We start from the raw sequence: 16,701 nt of genomic DNA, 5'->3' as shown, positions 1-16,701 counted from the left end.
GCCGGTAACACCGATGGATACCGATCGGTAACAACATCTAGCGGCCGGCGGAACGCGCCTCTATGGTGCGGGCATGCCGAACCTGCCCGATGTCGTGCTGTGGTCCATACCTGCCTTCGTGCTGCTCACCGTGGTCGAGCTGGTGAGCTACCGGCTCCATCCCGACGAGGACGCCGCCGGGTACGAGACCAAGGACGCCGTCACCAGCCTCGGCATGGGGATCGGCAGCCTCGCCTTCGACTTCGCGTGGAAGATCCCGATCGCCCTGATCTACGCCGCGGTCTACGAGCTGACCCCGCTGCGCGTCCCCGTCCTGTGGTGGACCCTGCCGCTCATGCTGCTCGCGCAGGACTTCCTGTACTACTGGCAGCACCGCGGCCACCACGTCATCCGCGTCCTGTGGGCCTGCCACGTGGTGCACCACAGCAGCCGCAAGTTCAACCTCACCACCGCGCTGCGCCAGCCCTGGACCAGCTGGACCTCCTGGCCGTTCTACCTGCCGATGATCGCCCTCGGCGTGCACCCGGCCGCCGTCGCCTTCTGCTACTCCGTCAACCTCGTCTACCAGTTCTGGATCCACACCGAGCGCATCGACAAGCTGCCCCGGCCCGTCGAGTATGTCTTCAACACCCCCTCCCACCACCGCGTCCACCACGCCTCGCAGGGCGGCTACCTCGACCGCAACTTCGCCGGGATCCTGATCGTCTGGGACCGGATCTTCGGTTCCTGGGTGGGGGAGACCGAGCGCCCCGCATTCGGCCTCACCAAGAACATCGCGACCTACAACCCGCTGCGGGTGGCCACGCACGAGTACGCCGCCATCGCCCGGGACGTACGGGCCGCCACCAGCTGGCGCGAGCGCGCCGGGCGGGTCTTCCGCGGCCCGGGCTGGCAGCCGGAACCGGCGGCCGCTCCCACCGCTGTCACCGCCCCGGCCGCCGCTTCCGCGCCCGCGTCCTCCGCCCCGACGGCCGCGCCCGCCTCCGCCGAGCCCGCCGCGTGAGCGCCCCGCGCACCGGCCCCGCCGCCCTCGGCCCGGCCGCCCTCGTCTGCTTCGCCGTCGCCACCGCCGCCGACCTCGGGTCCCTGCTCGCCGGCTGGCACACCGGGCACCTGATCTTCAAGCCCCTGCTGATGCCCCTGCTCATCGCCCACGTCCTCACCCGCGGCGCGCCCCGGGCGCTGTTCGCCGCGCTGCTCTTCGGGTGGGGCGGGGACCTCGCGCTGCTCTCCGACGCCGCCCCCGCCTTCCTCGTCGGCATGGGCTCCTTCGCCGCCGGGCACATCTGCTACCTGGTGCTCTTCGGGCGGCGTACGGCCTCCCCGCTCGCCGGGGCGGCGTACGGCCTCGCGCTCGTGGGGACCGTGTCGCTGCTCTGGGGGGACCTCCCGGAGGGCCTGCGGATCCCGGTCGCCGGATACAGCCTGCTGCTGACCGCGATGGCCTGGCGGTCCGGGGCGCTGGGGCGCCGGGCCGGGCTCGGCGGGGCGCTGTTCCTGCTCTCCGACACGCTGATCGCCACCGGGGTCGCCGAGTGGCCGCAGCCGCCCCGGCCCGACTTCTGGATCATGGCGACCTACGCTGCGGCCCAGTGCCTGCTGGCCGAGGGGGCCCTCGCCGCCGACCGGGCGTACCGTAGGGAAGTAGTACCGGTCTGAACTATCCGACCGGTACCACCACCCCGCTCCCCTGAAGCCACAGAAGGACCGCACCATGCGCGCCACCGTCATCCATGCCCCGCACGACATCCGCGTGGAGGAGGTGCCCGACGCAGCGGTCCAGCGGCCCGAAGACGCCGTCGTGCGCGTGCTGCGCGCCTGTATCTGCGGCAGCGACCTGTGGGCCTACCGCGGCGAGGCCAAGCGCCAGCCGGGCCAGCGCATCGGGCACGAGTTCCTCGGCATCGTCGAGGAGACCGGCTCCGCGGTCTCCGGCCTGCGCGCGGGCGACCTCGTCGTGGCCCCCTTCATGTGGTCCGACGGCACCTGCGACTACTGCGTCGAGGGCCTGCACACCTCCTGCGTGCACGGCGGCTTCTGGGGCTCGGTCGGCTTCGACGGCGGCCAGGGCGAGGCCGTCCGCGTCCCGTACGCCGACGGCACCCTGGTGAAGCTGCCCGCCGCGGCCGCCTCCGACGAGCACCTGCTCACCGGGCTCCTCGCGCTCTCCGACGTCATGGGCACCGGCCACCACGCGGCCCTGGGCGCGGGCGTCCGCAAGGGCTCCACGGTCGCCGTCGTCGGCGACGGCGCGGTCGGCCTGTGCGGCGTCCTGGCCGCCAAGCGGCTCGGCGCCGAGCGGATCATCGCGCTCGGCCGCCACACGGCCCGTACCGACATCGCGAAGCTCTTCGGCGCCACCGACGTGGTGGCCGAGCGCGGCGAGGCCGCCGAGGCGGCCGTGCGGGAGCTGACCGGCGGCCAGGGCGCGCACGCGGTCATCGAGGCGGTCGGCACCGAGCAGTCCATGCGGACCGCCGTGAACATCACCCGCGACGGCGGGGCCATCGGCTACGTCGGCGTGCCGCACGGCAGCGGTACGGGCCTGGACCTCGGGGTCATGTTCGACCGGAACATCACCCTGCGCGGCGGTGTGGCCCCGGTCCGCGCCTACATCCCGGAGCTGCTGGCGGACGTGCTGAACGGCACGATCGACCCGGCGCCCGTCTTCGACCGGACCGTGGCCCTGGACGAGGTGCCGGACGGCTACCGCGCGATGGACGACCGCAGCGCCCTCAAGGTCATGATCAAGGCCTGACGGACCTGGAACGGGGAGGGGCCGGGCGGGAACCTTCCCGCCCGGCCCCTCCTTCGTTCGGCTCGGCTACTTCACCGCGTCGAGGGCGTTGACCATGCCCGCGCCGTAGTAACTCGTCTGGCCCCACTTGCTGGTGCAGGTGGCCGCGTCCACGAGGGCGCCGGTCGCGTCGTAGATCTTCTCCGGGCAGGCCTTCTTGTCCGCCTGCACCTTCAGCAGCGCCTGGAGCTGCGCCGGCGAGGCCCACGGGTGCCTGCTCTTGAGCAGCGCGAGGACGCCCACCACGTGCGGGGTCGCCATCGAGGTGCCCTGCTTGTAGCCGTAGCCGCCGCCCGGCAGGGTCGACAGGACCCGCCCGTTGGCGTCCGGGGTGGCCGGGATCTGCCACTTGTCGCCGCCCGGCGCGGTCACATCGGCCACGCCCAGCCCGTAGCTGGAGTAGTACGAGCGCAGGCCCTGGTCACCGGTGGCCGTCACCGTGACCACGCCCGGCAGCTGCGCGGGCAGGGAGGGGCAGGCCTTGGGGTCGACGGTGCGCGGCACGGGGGTCGCGTCGTCGGGGCTGGTCCCGTCCAGGATCGAGGGCGCGGCCAGGTCCCAGTTCTCGTTGCCCGCCGCGGCCACGGTCAGGGTGCCCTTGCGCTCGGCGTAGCGGCTCGCCCGGGTGAGGGACTCGACCAGTGCCTTCTGGTCGTCGTCCGTCGTGCAGTTGAAGTACCAGGGGTCCATGTAATAGCTGTTGTTCGTCACCGCGATGTGGTGGTCGGCGGCGAACACGAACCCGCAGATGACCGCCTCGGCGAAGAACAGGTTGGTGCCGGGCTCGGCCACCTTGATCGCGGCGACCTTCACCCCGGGGGCCACTCCGGTGATGCCGATGCCGTTGCGGGCGGCCGCGATGGTCCCGGCCACGTGGGTGCCGTGGTCGCTGCCGTCGGCGTACGGGCGCCAGGCGCCGTCGGTGGTGTCGGCGGTGCCGCCGACACAGTTGGCGGACTGTCCCTTGGAGAAGTTGGCCGCCAGATCGGGGTGGGTGTCGTCCACACCCGTGTCGATGACGCCCACCGTGACGTCCGGGCTGCCATCGTTGATCTTGTGAGCCTGGTCGGCCTTGATCGCCCGCAGGTCCCACTGGTTGGGCTCCAGCGGTTCCTCGCCCGGCGCCGCTGCCGCCGCCGCCTTGGCGGCGTCCGCCGCGCTGAGCTTCTGGGTGGTGCCCTCCTCGTCGGTCTGCACCGCCTTGAGCGGGGCCGTACGGGTGGCGCCCGCCGAGACCACGAGACCGCGCTGGGCCCGCAGCGTCTTGGCGAAGTCGGGGTTCTGGGAGTGCGCGACGACGACCCCGATCTGCTCATAGGCCGTCACCACCGTGCCACCGGCCCGCTCGACGGCCTTCTGCCCCTCCTTGGCCGAGGCGTAGGTGGTCAGGTTCACCACATACGACAGGTCCGGTCCGGTGGTGGCGGGCGTGGCCGCGGCCGCCTGCTCCAGCGGCGCGGCGGAGGCCGCGACCGACGGGAGGAAGGCGAGCGATGCCGTGAGCACCAGGCCGACCGGCACGGCGAGCGCGCGCCGGCGGGCGGTTCCCAGATGAGCCATGGGTTCTCCACATCATCCGTGAAAAAGCCGTCGTGACGCGGATTGCGTCACGACGGGTTCATGACAGGTGAAGCTAGCGCCGGTGTTCTGCTCCGCGCCATCAGTTCGACAAATCAGTCCCCCGGGAAACCGATCCGGAAGCCCACTCTCCGAAGATTCAGCGGGTGTTGAACCGTCCCGACGCGCCGGCCGTGCCGTTGACAGGGGGGCTCGGCACCACCACCCCCCTCATGGAGGTCGTCTTGTCCGTCGTCCCCACCGCGCACACGTCCCAAGGAGAGCCGCCCGTGACCTCGCAGACAGCGCCGCCCCCCGACGGCGCGGATCCCGGACCGGCCGGCTTCCCGAGCCCGGCGGGCCCCACGGCCCAGGCGTTCGTCCAGGTGCAGCAGAGCGCCGAGTTCGCCGCCCTGCGCCGCTCCCACCGCTCCTTCGCCTTCCCGCTCACCATCGGCTTCATCGCCTGGTACCTGCTGTTCGTGTTCCTGTCGAACTACGCGGGCGGCTTCATGGGGACCAAGCTCTTCGGCAACGTCAACGTCGCCCTGGTCTTCGGCCTCGCCCAGTTCCTCAGCACCTTCCTCATCGCCTGGTTCTACTCGCGGCACGCCTCGGCGAAGCTCGACCCCAAGGCCGAGGCCATCAAGTCCCGCATGGAGGCCGACGCATGAGCAGCCACGCCGTGATCCAGCTCGCCGTCGGCTCGACCACCGAGCACCGGCCGCTGATCATCACCCTCTTCGCGGTCTTCGTCGCCGCGACCCTCGGCATCACCGTCTGGGCCGGACGCCAGACCAAGAGCGCCTCCGACTTCTATGCGGGCGGCCGCCAGTTCACCGCCTTCCAGAACGGGCTCGCGGTCTCCGGCGACTACATGTCCGCCGCGTCCTTCCTCGGCATCGCCGGAGCCATCGCGCTCTTCGGCTACGACGGCTTCCTCTACTCCATCGGCTTCCTCGTCGCCTGGCTGGTGGCCCTGCTCCTGGTCGCCGAGCCGCTGCGCAACGCCGGCCGCTACACGATGGGCGACGTGCTCGCCTTCCGGATGCGCCAGCGCCCGGTGCGCACCGCCGCGGGCGCCTCCACCATCGTCGTCTCGATCTTCTACCTGCTCGCGCAGATGGCGGGAGCGGGCGTCCTGGTCTCCCTGCTCCTCGGCATCACCAGCGACGCGGGCAAGATCCTCATCGTCGCGCTGGTCGGCGTCCTGATGATCGTGTACGTCACGGTCGGCGGCATGAAGGGCACCACCTGGGTGCAGATGGTCAAGGCCGTGCTGCTCATCGCGGGCGCGCTGCTCATGACCTTCCTGGTGCTGCTGAAGTTCCACTTCAACATCTCCGACCTGCTCGGCACCGCCGCGGAGAAGAGCGGCAAGGGCGGCAAGTTCCTGGAGCCCGGGCTGAAGTACGGCGCGACCGGCACCTCCAAGCTGGACTTCATCTCGCTCGGCCTCGCCCTGGTCCTCGGCACCGCGGGCCTGCCGCACATCCTGATCCGCTTCTACACCGTGCCCACCGCGAAGGCCGCCCGTAAGTCCGTGAACTGGGCCATCGGCATCATCGGCGCCTTCTACCTGATGACGATCGCGCTGGGCTTCGGCGCGGCGGCCCTCATCGGACCGAAGGAGATCAAGGCGAAGAACCCGGCGGGCAACGCGGCCGCCCCGCAGCTCGCCGAGTACCTGGGCGGCGGCGTCGGCACCACCGGCGGCGCGGTGCTGCTCGCCGTCATCTCGGCGGTCGCCTTCGCCACCATCCTCGCCGTGGTCGCGGGCCTCACCCTCGCCTCCTCCTCGTCCTTTGCGCACGACATCTACGCGAACGTGATCCGCAAGGGGAAGGCCACGGAGCAGGAGGAGATGAAGGCCGCCCGCTGGTCCACGGTCTTCATCGGAGCGGCCGCCATCCTGCTCGGCGCCTTCGCCCGCGACATGAACGTGGCCGGCCTGGTCGCCCTCGCCTTCGCGGTCGCGGCCTCCGCCAACCTCCCGACGATCCTCTACAGCCTCTTCTGGAAGCGCTTCACCACCCAGGGCGCGCTGTGGTCCATCTACGGTGGCCTGATCTCGTCGGTCGTCCTGGTGCTGTTCTCCCCGGTCGTGTCCGGAAAGCCCACCTCGATGTTCAAGAACGCCGACTTCTACTGGTTCCCGATGGAGAACCCGGGCCTGATCTCCATCCCGCTCGGCTTCCTCCTCGGCTGGCTCGGCACCCTGCTGTCCAAGGAGCCCGCCGACGCGGAAAAGTTCGCGGAGCTGGAGGTACGGTCCCTCACCGGCACGGGCGCACACTGACCCCGTGATCACGTGAGATGGACCGAACACCCAGCGTGGCCGTGTCGTAGTTCCCTACGACACGGCCACGCCGCGTCTCGTTCCTTTGGGCAGCCCTACGGGGCACGGGTGTCGCGTAGGCTCGAAGACAACGCTTGCACCCATCCAATGCAGAGCGAACCTCTATAAAACCGGACAGGGGAGGGGGCCCACAGTGCTCATCGACACCTTCGGCCGCGTGGCTACTGACCTGCGCGTCTCACTCACCGACCGGTGCAACCTGCGGTGCACGTACTGCATGCCCGAAGAGGGACTGCAGTGGCTCGGCAAGCCGGACCTGCTCACCGACGACGAGATCGTCCGGCTGATCCGCATAGCCGTCACCAGCCTCGGCATCACCGAGGTCCGCTTCACCGGCGGGGAACCGCTGCTCCGCCCCGGCATCGTCGGGATCGTCGAGCAGTGCGCGGCCCTGGAGCCGCGCCCCCGGATGTCCCTCACCACCAACGGCATCGGCCTCAAGCGCACCGCCGCCGCCCTCAAGGCCGCCGGCCTGGACCGAGTGAACGTTTCACTCGACACCCTGCGGCCCGAGGTCTTCAAGACCCTCACCCGCCGCGACCGGCACAAGGACGTCATCGAGGGCATGGCCGCGGCCCGCGAGGCCGGGCTCACCCCGGTCAAGGTCAATGCCGTCCTGATGCCCGGACTGAACGACGACGAGGCCCCCGACCTGCTCGCCTGGGCCGTGGAGAACGCGTACGAACTGCGCTTCATCGAGCAGATGCCGCTCGACGCCCAGCACGGCTGGAAGCGCGACGGCATGATCACCGCCGGTGACATCCTCGCGTCCCTGCGCACCCGCTTCACGCTCACCGAGGAGGGCGCCGACGAACGCGGCTCCGCCCCGGCCGAGCGCTGGGTCGTCGACGGCGGCCCGGCCACCGTCGGCGTCATCGCCTCCGTCACCCGGCCGTTCTGCGGCGCCTGCGACCGCACCCGGCTCACCGCCGACGGCCAGGTCCGTACGTGCCTGTTCGCCACCGAGGAGTCGGACCTGCGGGCCGCGCTGCGCTCGGGCGCCCCGGACGAGGAGATCGCCCGGCTGTGGAAGGTGGCGATGTGGGGCAAGAAGGCCGGTTCCGGCCTCGACGACCCCTCCTTCCTCCAGCCCGACCGCCCCATGTCGGCGATCGGCGGCTGACGGCCGGCACACAGGCGGACGGAGGGCTCGGAACGGCGTCGTCAGGACGGCCGTTCCGAGCCCTCCGGCTGTACCCACTCGTCGAGCTTCACGACGTCCTTGAGGAATCCGCGGATGCTCAGGAACTGGGTCAGGTGCTCCCGGTGCTCCTCGCAGGAGAGCCAGGTCTTGAGCCGCTCCGGAGTGTGCAGCTTCGGGTTGTTCCACGCCAGGACCCACACGGCGGCGTCGCGGCAGCCCTTGCCGGAGCAGAGGGGGGTTTCGTTCGAGGGGGAGGCGCTGGGGGAGGCATCAGGGGAGTTCACAGCCTCAACCCTACAAACCATGTGAACGGAAGGGCGACGCCGAGCAGCCACGGGGGGAGCTGCCCGGCGTCGGTCCGTCGCTCCGACGGGGGATGCGGAGCGCGTAGGCAGTATGTCACGCAGGACCCGGTGCGGTGCACCGGAACTTCATGATTGATCTGAGCTTTTCTTGAGGTTTCCCGGCTCCAGTGCGGGGTGCACAGGTGCGGGGATGAAGTGCGAGGGCAGCGAGGGCGCCGACTCGCGCCCCGCGTTCGCGATGACCACGGCGACGTACGGCAGCAGGGCGCCCAGCACCAGCGTCACGATCGCCACAGGCCGTTCCACGTTCCACAGGATCACGGTCAGGATGACCGACACCGTCCTGATCCCCATCGAAATCACATACCGGCGCTCCCGGCCCCGCACGTCTTCCGCGAGGCCCTTGCGCGCCCCGGTGATCCGGAAGACCTCGGCTCCGTTCCGCTTCTTCCGCAGCACGTTCCACCACCCGATCCGCCCGCCGGACACTCCCCGGTCCGGACCCTTCCACCGTACGCGGCCCCCTTCGCGTGGGGGAGGGCGGGTATCGCCCGAATGGAGTCACCCGACATGCGGGCCGGTGGGACCGGCCCGAGACTGGGCTGACATGCGCACATCGCGCCACGAGGAGGCGACATGCATTGGTTGTGGGCGATCATCGTCGGGTTCGTGCTGGGCCTCATAGCCCGGGCGATCCTGCCCGGCAAGCAGCACCAGCCCCTCTGGCTGACCACCGTCTTCGGCATCATCGGCGGCGTCCTCGGCAACGCCGTCGCGGGCTGGATCGGTGTGCACGACACCCGGGGCATCGACTGGGTCCGCCATCTGCTCCAACTGGCCGGAGCCGTCGTGGTGGTCGGGCTCGGCGACATGATCTACATGGCGGTCCGGGGCAACAAGCGGCAGGTGACCTGAGCGGCGGCGGCCACCGGGTCATGACGGAGGGGCCGGCCGGACATCGCGTCCGTACCGGCCCCTCCGCCGTGTCACCTCAAGCCGTCGTACGAGCGGTCAGCCCGTGACGGTCAGCCCGTGACCTCGACCGCGGCCAGGTTCTTCTTGCCGCGGCGCAGCACGAGCCAGCGCCCGTGCAGCAGGTCCGCCCCGTCGGGCACCGCGTCCTCCGCGGTGACCTTGACGTTGTTCACGTACGCCCCGCCCTCCTTGACCGTGCGCCGGCCGGCCGACTTGCTCGCGACCAGACCGGTCTCCACGAGCAGGTCGACGACCTGCGCCAGTCCGGCGACCTTGGCGTGCGGCAGTTCGGACAGGGCCGCGGCGAGCGTGGCCTCGTCCAGGTCCGTCAGCTCGCCCTGCCCGAACAGCGCCTTCGACGCGGCGATCACACCGGCGCACTGGTCCGCGCCGTGCACCAGGGTCGTCAGCTCCTCGGCCAGCGCGCGCTGCGCGGCGCGCGCCTGCGGCCGCTCGGCGGTCTGCGCCTCCAGCTCCTCCAGCTCCGCACGGGTCCGGAAGGAAAGGATCCGCATGTACGTGGAGATGTCGCGGTCGTCCACGTTCAGCCAGAACTGGTAGAACGCGTACGGCGTGGTCATCTCCGGGTCGAGCCAGACGGCGCCGCTCTCGGACTTGCCGAACTTGGTCCCGTCCGCCTTCACCATCAGCGGCGTGGCCAGCGCGTGGACGTGCGCGTCCGGCTCCAGCCGGTGGATCAGGTCGAGACCGGCCGTGAGGTTGCCCCACTGGTCGGAGCCGCCCTGCTGGAGGGTGCAGCCGTAGCGCCGGTACAGCTCCAGGAAGTCCATGCCCTGGAGCAGCTGGTAGCTGAACTCGGTGTAGCTGATGCCCTGGTCGGACTCCAGCCGCCGGGCGACCGAGTCCTTCGTCAGCATCTTGTTGACGCGGAAGTGCTTGCCGATGTCCCGCAGGAACTCGATGGCGGACAGGCCCGCCGTCCAGTCCAGGTTGTTCACCATGACCGCGGCGTTCTCGCCCTCGAAGGACAGGAACGGCTCGATCTGCGTGCGCAGCCGGTTCACCCAGTTCGCGACCGTCTCGGGGTCGTTCAGGGTGCGCTCGGCCGTGGGGCGGGGGTCACCGATCTGACCGGTGGCCCCGCCGACCAGCGCCAGCGGCCGGTGACCGGCTAGCTGGAGCCTGCGTACGGTCAGCACCTGCACCAGGTGTCCCACGTGCAGCGAGGCCGCGGTCGGGTCGAAACCGCAATAGAAGGTGACCGGACCGTCCGCGAACGCCTTGCTCAGCGCTTCTTCGTCGGTGGACTGGGCGAAGAGCCCGCGCCACTTCAGTTCGTCGACGATGTCCGTCACGGTTCCGTGTCTCCCTGCCTGGTGCATCAGCGTTCTGATTGTTTCGTTCAGTCTAGGTGGGTCAGACTCCCTGGCTGACCGAGCTCATGTTGAAGTCCGGGATCCGCAGCGCGGGCATCGCGGTCCGGGTGAAGTAGTCGTTCCACTCGCGCGGCAGGGTCTTCTCGGTCCGCCCCGCCTCGCTGGCCCGCGAGAGCAGGTCCACCGGCGACTCGTTGAACCGGAAGTTGTTGACCGCGCCCACGACCTGCCCGTTCTCCACCAGGTAGACCCCGTCCCGGGTCAGCCCGGTGAGCAGCAGCGTCGCCGGATCCACCTCCCGGATGTACCAGAGGCAGGTCAGCAGCAGGCCGCGCTCGGTGGCGGCGACCATCTCCTCCAGGGACTTCTCGCCGCCCGCGTCCAGGATCAGGTTCCCGAAGCCCGGCGCCGTCGGCAGCCCGGTCAGGGCCGCGCTGTGCCGGGTCGTGGTCAGCCGGGCCAGCTCGCCCCCGCTGATCCACTCGGTCGCGGGCACCGGCAGGCCGTTGTCGAAGGCCGAGGCGTCGTCGCCCGAGCTGTGGGCGATCACGAACGGCGCGGACTCCAGGCCCGGCGCGGCCGGGTCGCTGCGCAGGGTCAGCGGCAGCCCGGAGAGCCGCTCGCCGACCCGGGTGCCGCCACCGGGCTTGGAGAAGACGGTGCGCCCCTCCGCCGCGTCCCGGGCCGCCGCCGACCACATCTGGTAGATCAGCAGGTCCGCCACGGCGGTGGGCGGGAGGATGGTCTCGTACCGCCCGGCGGGCAGATCGATCTTCCGCTCGGCCCAGCCGAGGCGTACGGCGAGTTCCGCGTCCAGCGCGGTCGGGTCGACGTCCTTGAAGTCCCGGGTGTAGCGGCCGGCCCAGGCGGAACGGCTCCGGTCCGGGGACTTCGCGTTCACCTCCAGGGTGCCGGTGGGCTGGTCGTGCCGCAGCCGCAGGCCCGTCGAGGTGCCGACGTAGGTCGAGACCATCGTGTGGTGGGCGAAGCCGTACAGCTCGCGGCCGCCCGCGCGGGCCCGGGCGAAGGCCTCGCCCAGGGCCGGGGCGAAGTCGGTGAAGACCGCCGAGGAGGTCTCGGCCGGCCCGTCGGTGAAGCCGGGGGAGGCCGGGGTGCCGGTCACCAGCGGCTGGGCGTCCTCGGCCGGGCCCGCGCCGCGGGCCGCCGCCTCGGCCGCCCGCACCAGCGGCTCCAGTTCCTCGGCGGTGACGGCGGAGCGCGAGACGACCCCCGAGGCCGTGCCCTCCTTGCCGTTCACCGTGGCGATGACGGTGAGGGTGCGGCCGCGGGTGACGCCGTTCGTGGTCAGGGCGTTGCCCGCCCAGCGCAGGTTGGCGCTCGATTCCTCGTCGGCGATGACGACGCAGCCGTCGGCGGTGGACAGCTCCAGCGCGCGCTCGACGATCTCGTGGGGCTTGGTACGGATCCGCATCAGCGTCCGGCCTCCTGCGTGGTGTTGAGGATGTTCACGTCGCGGAACAGCGCGGAGGGGCAGCCGTGCGAGACGGCCGCGACCTGGCCCGGCTGGGCCTTGCCGCAGTTGAAGGCGCCGCCCAGGACGTAGGTCTGCGGACCGCCGACCTTCTCCATGGAGCCCCAGAAATCGGTGGTCGTGGCCTGGTAGGCGACATCGCGCAGCTGCCCGGCCAGCTTGCCGTTCTCGATCCGGAAGAACCGCTGCCCGGTGAACTGGAAGTTGTAGCGCTGCATGTCGATCGACCAGGACCGGTCGCCCACCACGTAGATCCCGCGTTCCACCCCGCCGATCAGGTCCTCGGTGGAGAGCCCGCCCGGATCCGGCTGGAGCGACACGTTCGCCATCCGCTGCACCGGCACGTGCCCGGGGGAGTCCGCGTAGGCGCAGCCGTTGGAGCGGCCCAGCCCGGTCAGCTTCGCGATCCGCCGGTCCAGCTGGTAGCCGACCAGGGTGCCGTCCTTGACCAGGTCCCAGCTCTGCGCCTCGACGCCCTCGTCGTCGTAGCCGATCGTGGCCAGCCCGTGGGGCGCGGTGCGGTCACCCGTCACGTTCATGACCGAGGAGCCGTAGGTCAGTTTGTTCAGCTGGTCGAAGGTGGCGAAGGAAGTCCCCGCGTACGCCGCCTCGTAGCCCAGCGCCCGGTCCAGCTCGGTGGCGTGGCCGATGGACTCGTGGATGGTCAGCCACAGGTTCGACGGGTCGACCACCAGGTCGTAGCGCCCGGCGCGCACGCTCGGCGCGCGCATCTTCTCGGCCAGCAGCTCCGGGATCCGCTCCAGCTCGGAGTCCCAGTCCCAGCCGGTGCCCGTCAGGTACTCCCAGCCGCGCCCGGCCGGCGGGGCGATCGTCCGCATGGAGTCGAACTCGCCGGTCGTGCCGTCCACGGCCACCGCGGTGAGCTCCGGATGGATCCGGACCCGCTGCTGCGTGGTGACCGTCCCGGCCGTATCGGCGTAGAACTTGTTCTCGTGCACGGCGAGCAGCGAGGCGTCGACGTGCGCCACGCCGTCGGCGCGCAGCAGCCGGGCGCTGAAGTCGGCGAGCAGCGCCGCCTTCTCCTCGTCCGCGACCTCGAAGGGGTTCACCTCGTAGGCCGAGACCCAGGTCCGGTCCTCGTGCACCGGCTCGTCGGCGAGTTCCACCCGCTCGTCGGAACCGGCCGCCTTGATCACCTTGGCCGAGAGCTGCGCCATGGCCACGGCCTGCGAGGCCACCTTGGCGGCGCCGTCCATCGTGAGGTCCACGCCGGAGGCGAACCCCCAGCTGCCCCCGTGCACGACCCGGACCGCGTAGCCGAGGTCGGTGGTGTCGGATCCGCCCGACGGCCTGGCGTCCCGCTGGCGCCAGCTGGCGCTGCGGATCCGCTCCAGCCGGAAGTCCGCGTGGTCGGAGCCCAGCGCGCGGGCCCGGGCGAGGGCCGCGTCGGCCAGCGCCCGCAAGGGCAGCGCGGCGAAGGCCGCGTCGATGGAATGGGGCACGGATGTCCTCCCGTGGTGTGGATCGGTTGCCACGATCATGTCGCGCCGGGGCCCCCGGTGCCTACCGCTTTCTGTAGGGACTCGACAGACCCCGTCCCGAGGCCCTGTGGGAGCCCGATTCTTTGGAAACCACCTGCGACCGATAGGTTTTCAGGTATCCAGACTGCTAGCGAAAGGGTGATCCGTTGAGCCGCTCGGTTCTCGTCACCGGAGGAAACCGGGGCATCGGCCTCGCCATCGCCCGAGCCTTCGCCGAGGCCGGCGACAAGGTCGCCATCACATACCGCTCCGGCGAGCCGCCGGAGGTCCTGGCGGAGCTGGGCGTCCTGGCGGTCCGCTGCGACATCACCGACTCGGAGCAGGTGGAGCAGGCCTACAAGGAGATCGAGGACAAGCACGGCGCCGTCGAGGTGCTCGTGGCCAACGCGGGCATCACCAAGGACACGCTGCTGATGCGGATGTCCGAGGAGGACTTCGCCTCCGTCGTGGACACCAACCTCACCGGCACCTTCCGTGTGGTGAAGCGGGCCAACCGCGGCATGCTGCGCGCCAAGAAGGGCCGCGTCGTCCTGATCTCCTCGGTCGTCGGCCTGCTCGGTTCGGCGGGCCAGGCCAATTACGCCGCCTCCAAGGCGGCACTGGTCGGCTTCGCCCGCTCCCTCGCCCGCGAACTGGGCTCCCGCAACATCACCTTCAACGTGGTGGCCCCCGGCTTCGTGGACACCGACATGACGAAGGTGCTCACCGACGAACAGCGCGCCGGCATCGTCGCGCAGGTCCCCCTGGGCCGCTACGCGCAGCCCGAGGAGATCGCGGCGGCCGTGAGCTTCCTCGCCTCGGACGACGCCGCGTACATCACTGGAGCCGTCATTCCCGTTGACGGCGGATTGGGCATGGGTCACTGATCACCATGAGTGGAATTCTCGACGGCAAGCGCATCCTCATCACCGGGGTGCTGATGGAGTCGTCCATCGCCTTCCACGCCGCCCGGCTGGCCCAGGAGCAGGGCGCCGAGGTCATCCTCACCGCGTGGCCGCGCCCGACGCTGACCGAGCGCATCGCCAAGAAGCTGCCCAAGCCGGTCAAGGTGATCGAGCTCGACGTCACCAACGATGAGCACCTGGCCCGCCTCGAAGGCCTCGTCCGCGACGAGTTCGGCGGCCTCGACGGCGTCCTCCACTCGATCGGTTTCGCCCCGCAGGACGCCCTCGGCGGCAACTTCCTGAACACGCCGTTCGAGTCGGTCGCCACCGCGATGCACGTCTCGGCGTTCTCGCTGAAGTCCCTCGCCATGGCCTGCAAGCCGCTGTTCCCGGCGGAGGGCGCGGCCATCGTCGGCCTCACCTTCGACGCGCAGTTCGCCTGGCCGCAGTACGACTGGATGGGCCCGGCCAAGGCCGCGCTGGAGGCCACCAGCCGCTACCTCGCCCGTGACCTGGGCAAGGAGAACATCCGCTGCAACCTGGTCTCGGCCGGTCCGCTCGGCTCGATGGCCGCGAAGTCCATCCCGGGCTTCTCGGACCTGGCCGACGTCTGGAACACCCGTTCGATGCTGGAGTGGGACATGAGCGACCCGGAGCCGACCGGCAAGGCCATCGTGGCCCTGCTGTCGGACTGGTTCCCGAAGACCACCGGCGAGATCGTCCACGTGGACGGCGGCCTGCACGCGATGGGTGCCTGACCCTTCCGGCCACACCCGCACCGCGTCCGTACGGCGGCGGCCGCGCTCCCCTTTCCGGGGGGCGCGGCCGCCGCCGTTTTGCGTGGTCAGGGCGCGGTCCGCGGCCCGGGAAGCGGGTTCTTCGATCGGATGTACGCCGTCCGACGGGATCTTCCCGAGTCGAAAAGGCGGACATATGCCTGCAAACTGACCGAGCCGGGATCTTCCCGAGCGGGACGGGGAGGAGGTACGGAGTGCGCACGAGGCGGAGCCGGGCGGTAACGCTGCTGGTCACCTCGGTCGTCCTGACCGGCCTCCTTATCCCGGCCACGGCCGCTTCTCGGACCGGTTCGGCCGACCCGGTCACGGCGGCGGCCGCCGCCATGGGCGGCGATGCGTTCGCGGGTACGGGTACGGGCATGGGCACGGGTGCGGATTCCGGGGCCGCGGGCTCCGGAGCCGGGGGGCGGGGTGCCCCGGTCGGCCCCGCGGATCCGGCGGGCCGCCGGGCGGCGCCGGACGCGGCCACCGTGAACGTGGCCGACCTGGCCGTCGAACCCCCGGTGCGCACCGCGCGCACCCCCGAGGAGCTGTTCGGCGCCGACTGTGCCACCCGCATCGAGGGCTCCCAGGTCAAGGCCTACTGCCACAACCGCTTCCCGGAGACCGACCTGGTCCGGCTGCACGTCGAGTGCGACCGCTGGTGGGACGTGGACGGGGACGGCGCCCCGCTCGCCATCGGCCCGGCGGGCCGGGCGGAGCTGAGCGGCCGCTGCTGGAAGGAAGTCCGCTCGGCCTGGGTCAGCCACCACCGCCAGTAGTCCGCGGAAGCGGTGGGAGAGGAACCGGCGGGAGGGGAACCGGCGGGAAGGGGCGGCTCAGCCGCGGCCCAGGCAGACGAACGGGTAGCCCGCGGCCTCGGAGGCCGCCGTGTCCGCGTCCCCGCGCCGGATCGCCTCGATCAGCCGCCCGTGGTCCAGATGCGATTCGGGCGCCAGCTCGGTGCCCACGTCCCCGCGCAGCCAGTCCGCCACCAGGTCGCCCAGGTCGGCGTACAGCTCGATCAGCACCTCGTTGTGCGAGGCCGTCACCACCGCCATGTGCAGGCTCACGTCCGCCGCCACGAACAGCTCCGCGTCCCCGCTCGCCCAGGCCTGCTCCCGGCGCGCCAGCAGCGCGTCCAGCTGGGCCAGGTCCCGCTCGGTCCGCCGCTCCGCCGCCAGCCGGGCCGCCGAGGACTCCAGGGTCGAGCGCAGCTCCGCGATGTGCCGGGGGTCGGCCCCCGCGAAGCGCCGGTGCATCACCCCGGCCAGCTCGCTCGTCGCGAGGACGTACGTCCCCGAGCCCTGGCGGATGTCGAGGAGCCCGTTGTGCGCGAGCGCCCGCACCGCCTCGCGCACCGTGTTGCGCGCCACCCCGAGCAGCTCCACCAGCTCCGGCTCGGTGGGGATGCGCGAGCCCACCGGCCACTCACCGGAGGTGATCTGGTTGCGCAGCTGGGCGATCACCTGGTCGACGAGCGCCGAGCGGCGGGGAGACGTCAGCGGCATGGTGCCCTCTCGGGAAGTCGGTGCAGCGGGTGGAGTGAGTGGAGCCCGTGGCCGGAAACCAT

At 71.1% G+C, this 16,701-nt stretch carries 17 protein-coding genes; 10 read left to right on the top strand and 7 right to left on the bottom strand.

The annotated features are described in order from the left end of the window. Nucleotides 1-73: 73 nt before the first annotated feature. Genes OHS33_RS08345 through OHS33_RS08335 form a run of 3 tightly spaced genes read left to right on the top strand, consistent with a single transcriptional unit; the run spans nt 74 to nt 2,758 of the window. A complete protein-coding gene (locus OHS33_RS08345; RefSeq protein ID WP_330329734.1) occupies nt 74-1,003 on the top strand; it encodes a sterol desaturase family protein in 930 nt (309 codons plus the stop codon). Then, a complete protein-coding gene (locus OHS33_RS08340) occupies nt 1,000-1,659 on the top strand; it encodes a lysoplasmalogenase (protein WP_330329733.1) in 660 nt (219 codons plus the stop codon). The genes OHS33_RS08345 and OHS33_RS08340 overlap by 4 nt, the downstream gene beginning before the upstream one ends. Before the next feature lie 55 nt (nt 1,660-1,714). Next, complete coding sequence (locus tag OHS33_RS08335; RefSeq protein WP_330329732.1) at nt 1,715-2,758, top strand: zinc-dependent alcohol dehydrogenase family protein; 1,044 nt, start codon at nt 1,715-1,717, stop codon at nt 2,756-2,758. Nucleotides 2,759-2,824: 66 nt separating this feature from the next. Here the strand turns inward: OHS33_RS08335 and OHS33_RS08330 are convergent, their stop codons facing one another. Further along, nucleotides 2,825-4,357, bottom strand: coding sequence for a S8 family peptidase (locus tag OHS33_RS08330; RefSeq protein WP_330329731.1), 1,533 nt, complete (start codon nt 4,355-4,357; stop codon nt 2,825-2,827). A 287-nt stretch (nt 4,358-4,644) separates the two neighbouring features. On the opposite strand from OHS33_RS08330, the gene OHS33_RS08325 reads away from it, so the two are divergent. From OHS33_RS08325 to moaA, 3 genes are all read left to right on the top strand, one after another. After that, nucleotides 4,645-5,028, top strand: a complete 384-nt coding sequence (locus OHS33_RS08325) for a DUF485 domain-containing protein (protein WP_330329730.1) — start codon at nt 4,645-4,647, stop codon at nt 5,026-5,028. Further along, on the top strand, nt 5,025-6,653 hold the full coding sequence (locus tag OHS33_RS08320) for a solute symporter family protein (protein ID WP_330329729.1): 1,629 nt from the start codon (nt 5,025-5,027) through the stop codon (nt 6,651-6,653). The genes OHS33_RS08325 and OHS33_RS08320 overlap by 4 nt, the downstream gene beginning before the upstream one ends. 193 nt (nt 6,654-6,846) lie before the next feature. Then, nucleotides 6,847-7,836, top strand: coding sequence for a GTP 3',8-cyclase MoaA (gene moaA, locus OHS33_RS08315; RefSeq protein ID WP_330329728.1), 990 nt, complete (start codon nt 6,847-6,849; stop codon nt 7,834-7,836). Nucleotides 7,837-7,877: 41 nt separating this feature from the next. On the opposite strand, the gene OHS33_RS08310 is transcribed toward moaA, so the two are convergent. Together OHS33_RS08310 and OHS33_RS08305 are read right to left on the bottom strand one after the other, a co-directional pair. Continuing rightward, entirely contained in the window at nt 7,878-8,141 is a 264-nt protein-coding gene (locus tag OHS33_RS08310) for a hypothetical protein (RefSeq protein WP_330329727.1), read from the bottom strand. Between the two features lie 147 nt (nt 8,142-8,288). Next, nucleotides 8,289-8,621, bottom strand: a complete 333-nt coding sequence (locus OHS33_RS08305; RefSeq protein WP_443065263.1) for a DUF3099 domain-containing protein — start codon at nt 8,619-8,621, stop codon at nt 8,289-8,291. 177 nt (nt 8,622-8,798) lie between these two features. On the opposite strand from OHS33_RS08305, the gene OHS33_RS08300 reads away from it, so the two are divergent. Next, a complete protein-coding gene (locus OHS33_RS08300) occupies nt 8,799-9,077 on the top strand; it encodes a GlsB/YeaQ/YmgE family stress response membrane protein (RefSeq protein WP_330329725.1) in 279 nt (92 codons plus the stop codon). Between the two features lie 110 nt (nt 9,078-9,187). Here the strand turns inward: OHS33_RS08300 and tyrS are convergent, their stop codons facing one another. From tyrS to OHS33_RS08285, 3 genes are all read right to left on the bottom strand, one after another. After that, nucleotides 9,188-10,453 (bottom strand): tyrosine--tRNA ligase, encoded by a 1,266-nt coding sequence (tyrS, locus tag OHS33_RS08295; RefSeq protein WP_330329724.1) that lies wholly within the window; start codon nt 10,451-10,453, stop codon nt 9,188-9,190. 61 nt (nt 10,454-10,514) lie between these two features. After that, nucleotides 10,515-11,906, bottom strand: a complete 1,392-nt coding sequence (locus tag OHS33_RS08290; RefSeq protein WP_330329723.1) for a metallopeptidase TldD-related protein — start codon at nt 11,904-11,906, stop codon at nt 10,515-10,517. Then, a complete protein-coding gene (locus tag OHS33_RS08285) occupies nt 11,906-13,468 on the bottom strand; it encodes a TldD/PmbA family protein (protein WP_443065262.1) in 1,563 nt (520 codons plus the stop codon). The genes OHS33_RS08290 and OHS33_RS08285 overlap by 1 nt, the downstream gene beginning before the upstream one ends. A 146-nt stretch (nt 13,469-13,614) precedes the next feature. Here OHS33_RS08285 and fabG point away from each other — a divergent pair, with 146 nt between their 5' ends. The 3 genes from fabG to OHS33_RS39820 all read left to right on the top strand — a co-directional run bounded on the left by fabG (nt 13,615) and on the right by OHS33_RS39820 (nt 15,910). Further along, entirely contained in the window at nt 13,615-14,334 is a 720-nt protein-coding gene (gene fabG / locus OHS33_RS08280) for a 3-oxoacyl-[acyl-carrier-protein] reductase (protein ID WP_330329721.1), read from the top strand. A gap of 5 nt (nt 14,335-14,339) precedes the next feature. After that, a complete protein-coding gene (fabI, locus tag OHS33_RS08275; protein WP_330329720.1) occupies nt 14,340-15,110 on the top strand; it encodes an enoyl-ACP reductase FabI in 771 nt (256 codons plus the stop codon). Nucleotides 15,111-15,343: 233 nt separating this feature from the next. After that, a complete protein-coding gene (locus OHS33_RS39820) occupies nt 15,344-15,910 on the top strand; it encodes a hypothetical protein (protein ID WP_443065261.1) in 567 nt (188 codons plus the stop codon). A 57-nt stretch (nt 15,911-15,967) separates the two neighbouring features. Here OHS33_RS39820 and OHS33_RS08265 read toward each other — a convergent pair whose 3' ends face one another. Beyond that, on the bottom strand, nt 15,968-16,639 hold the full coding sequence (locus OHS33_RS08265; protein WP_330329719.1) for a FadR/GntR family transcriptional regulator: 672 nt from the start codon (nt 16,637-16,639) through the stop codon (nt 15,968-15,970). Between the last annotated feature and the right edge of the window lie 62 nt (nt 16,640-16,701).

Origin of the sequence: Streptomyces sp. NBC_00536, assembly GCF_036346295.1 — a bacterium.
Classification (GTDB): domain Bacteria; phylum Actinomycetota; class Actinomycetes; order Streptomycetales; family Streptomycetaceae; genus Streptomyces.
Note: the sequence above shows the minus strand (reverse complement) of the source record. Positions and strands in the feature narration are given on the sequence as shown.

Excerpts from the sequence above, each read along its gene's own strand:
- fabI (WP_330329720.1), top strand. The coding sequence starts at position 14,340 with ATGAGTGGAATTCTCGACGGCAAGCGCATCCTCATCACCGGGGTGCTG.
- OHS33_RS08330 (WP_330329731.1), bottom strand. The coding sequence starts at position 4,357 with ATGGCTCATCTGGGAACCGCCCGCCGGCGCGCGCTCGCCGTGCCGGTC.
- OHS33_RS08320 (WP_330329729.1), top strand. The coding sequence starts at position 5,025 with ATGAGCAGCCACGCCGTGATCCAGCTCGCCGTCGGCTCGACCACCGAG.
- OHS33_RS08335 (WP_330329732.1), top strand. The coding sequence starts at position 1,715 with ATGCGCGCCACCGTCATCCATGCCCCGCACGACATCCGCGTGGAGGAG.
- OHS33_RS08265 (WP_330329719.1), bottom strand. The coding sequence starts at position 16,639 with ATGCCGCTGACGTCTCCCCGCCGCTCGGCGCTCGTCGACCAGGTGATC.
- OHS33_RS08345 (WP_330329734.1), top strand. The coding sequence starts at position 74 with ATGCCGAACCTGCCCGATGTCGTGCTGTGGTCCATACCTGCCTTCGTG.
- OHS33_RS08285 (WP_443065262.1), bottom strand. The coding sequence starts at position 13,468 with ATGATCGTGGCAACCGATCCACACCACGGGAGGACATCCGTGCCCCAT.
- OHS33_RS08300 (WP_330329725.1), top strand. The coding sequence starts at position 8,799 with ATGCATTGGTTGTGGGCGATCATCGTCGGGTTCGTGCTGGGCCTCATA.
- OHS33_RS08290 (WP_330329723.1), bottom strand. The coding sequence starts at position 11,906 with ATGCGGATCCGTACCAAGCCCCACGAGATCGTCGAGCGCGCGCTGGAG.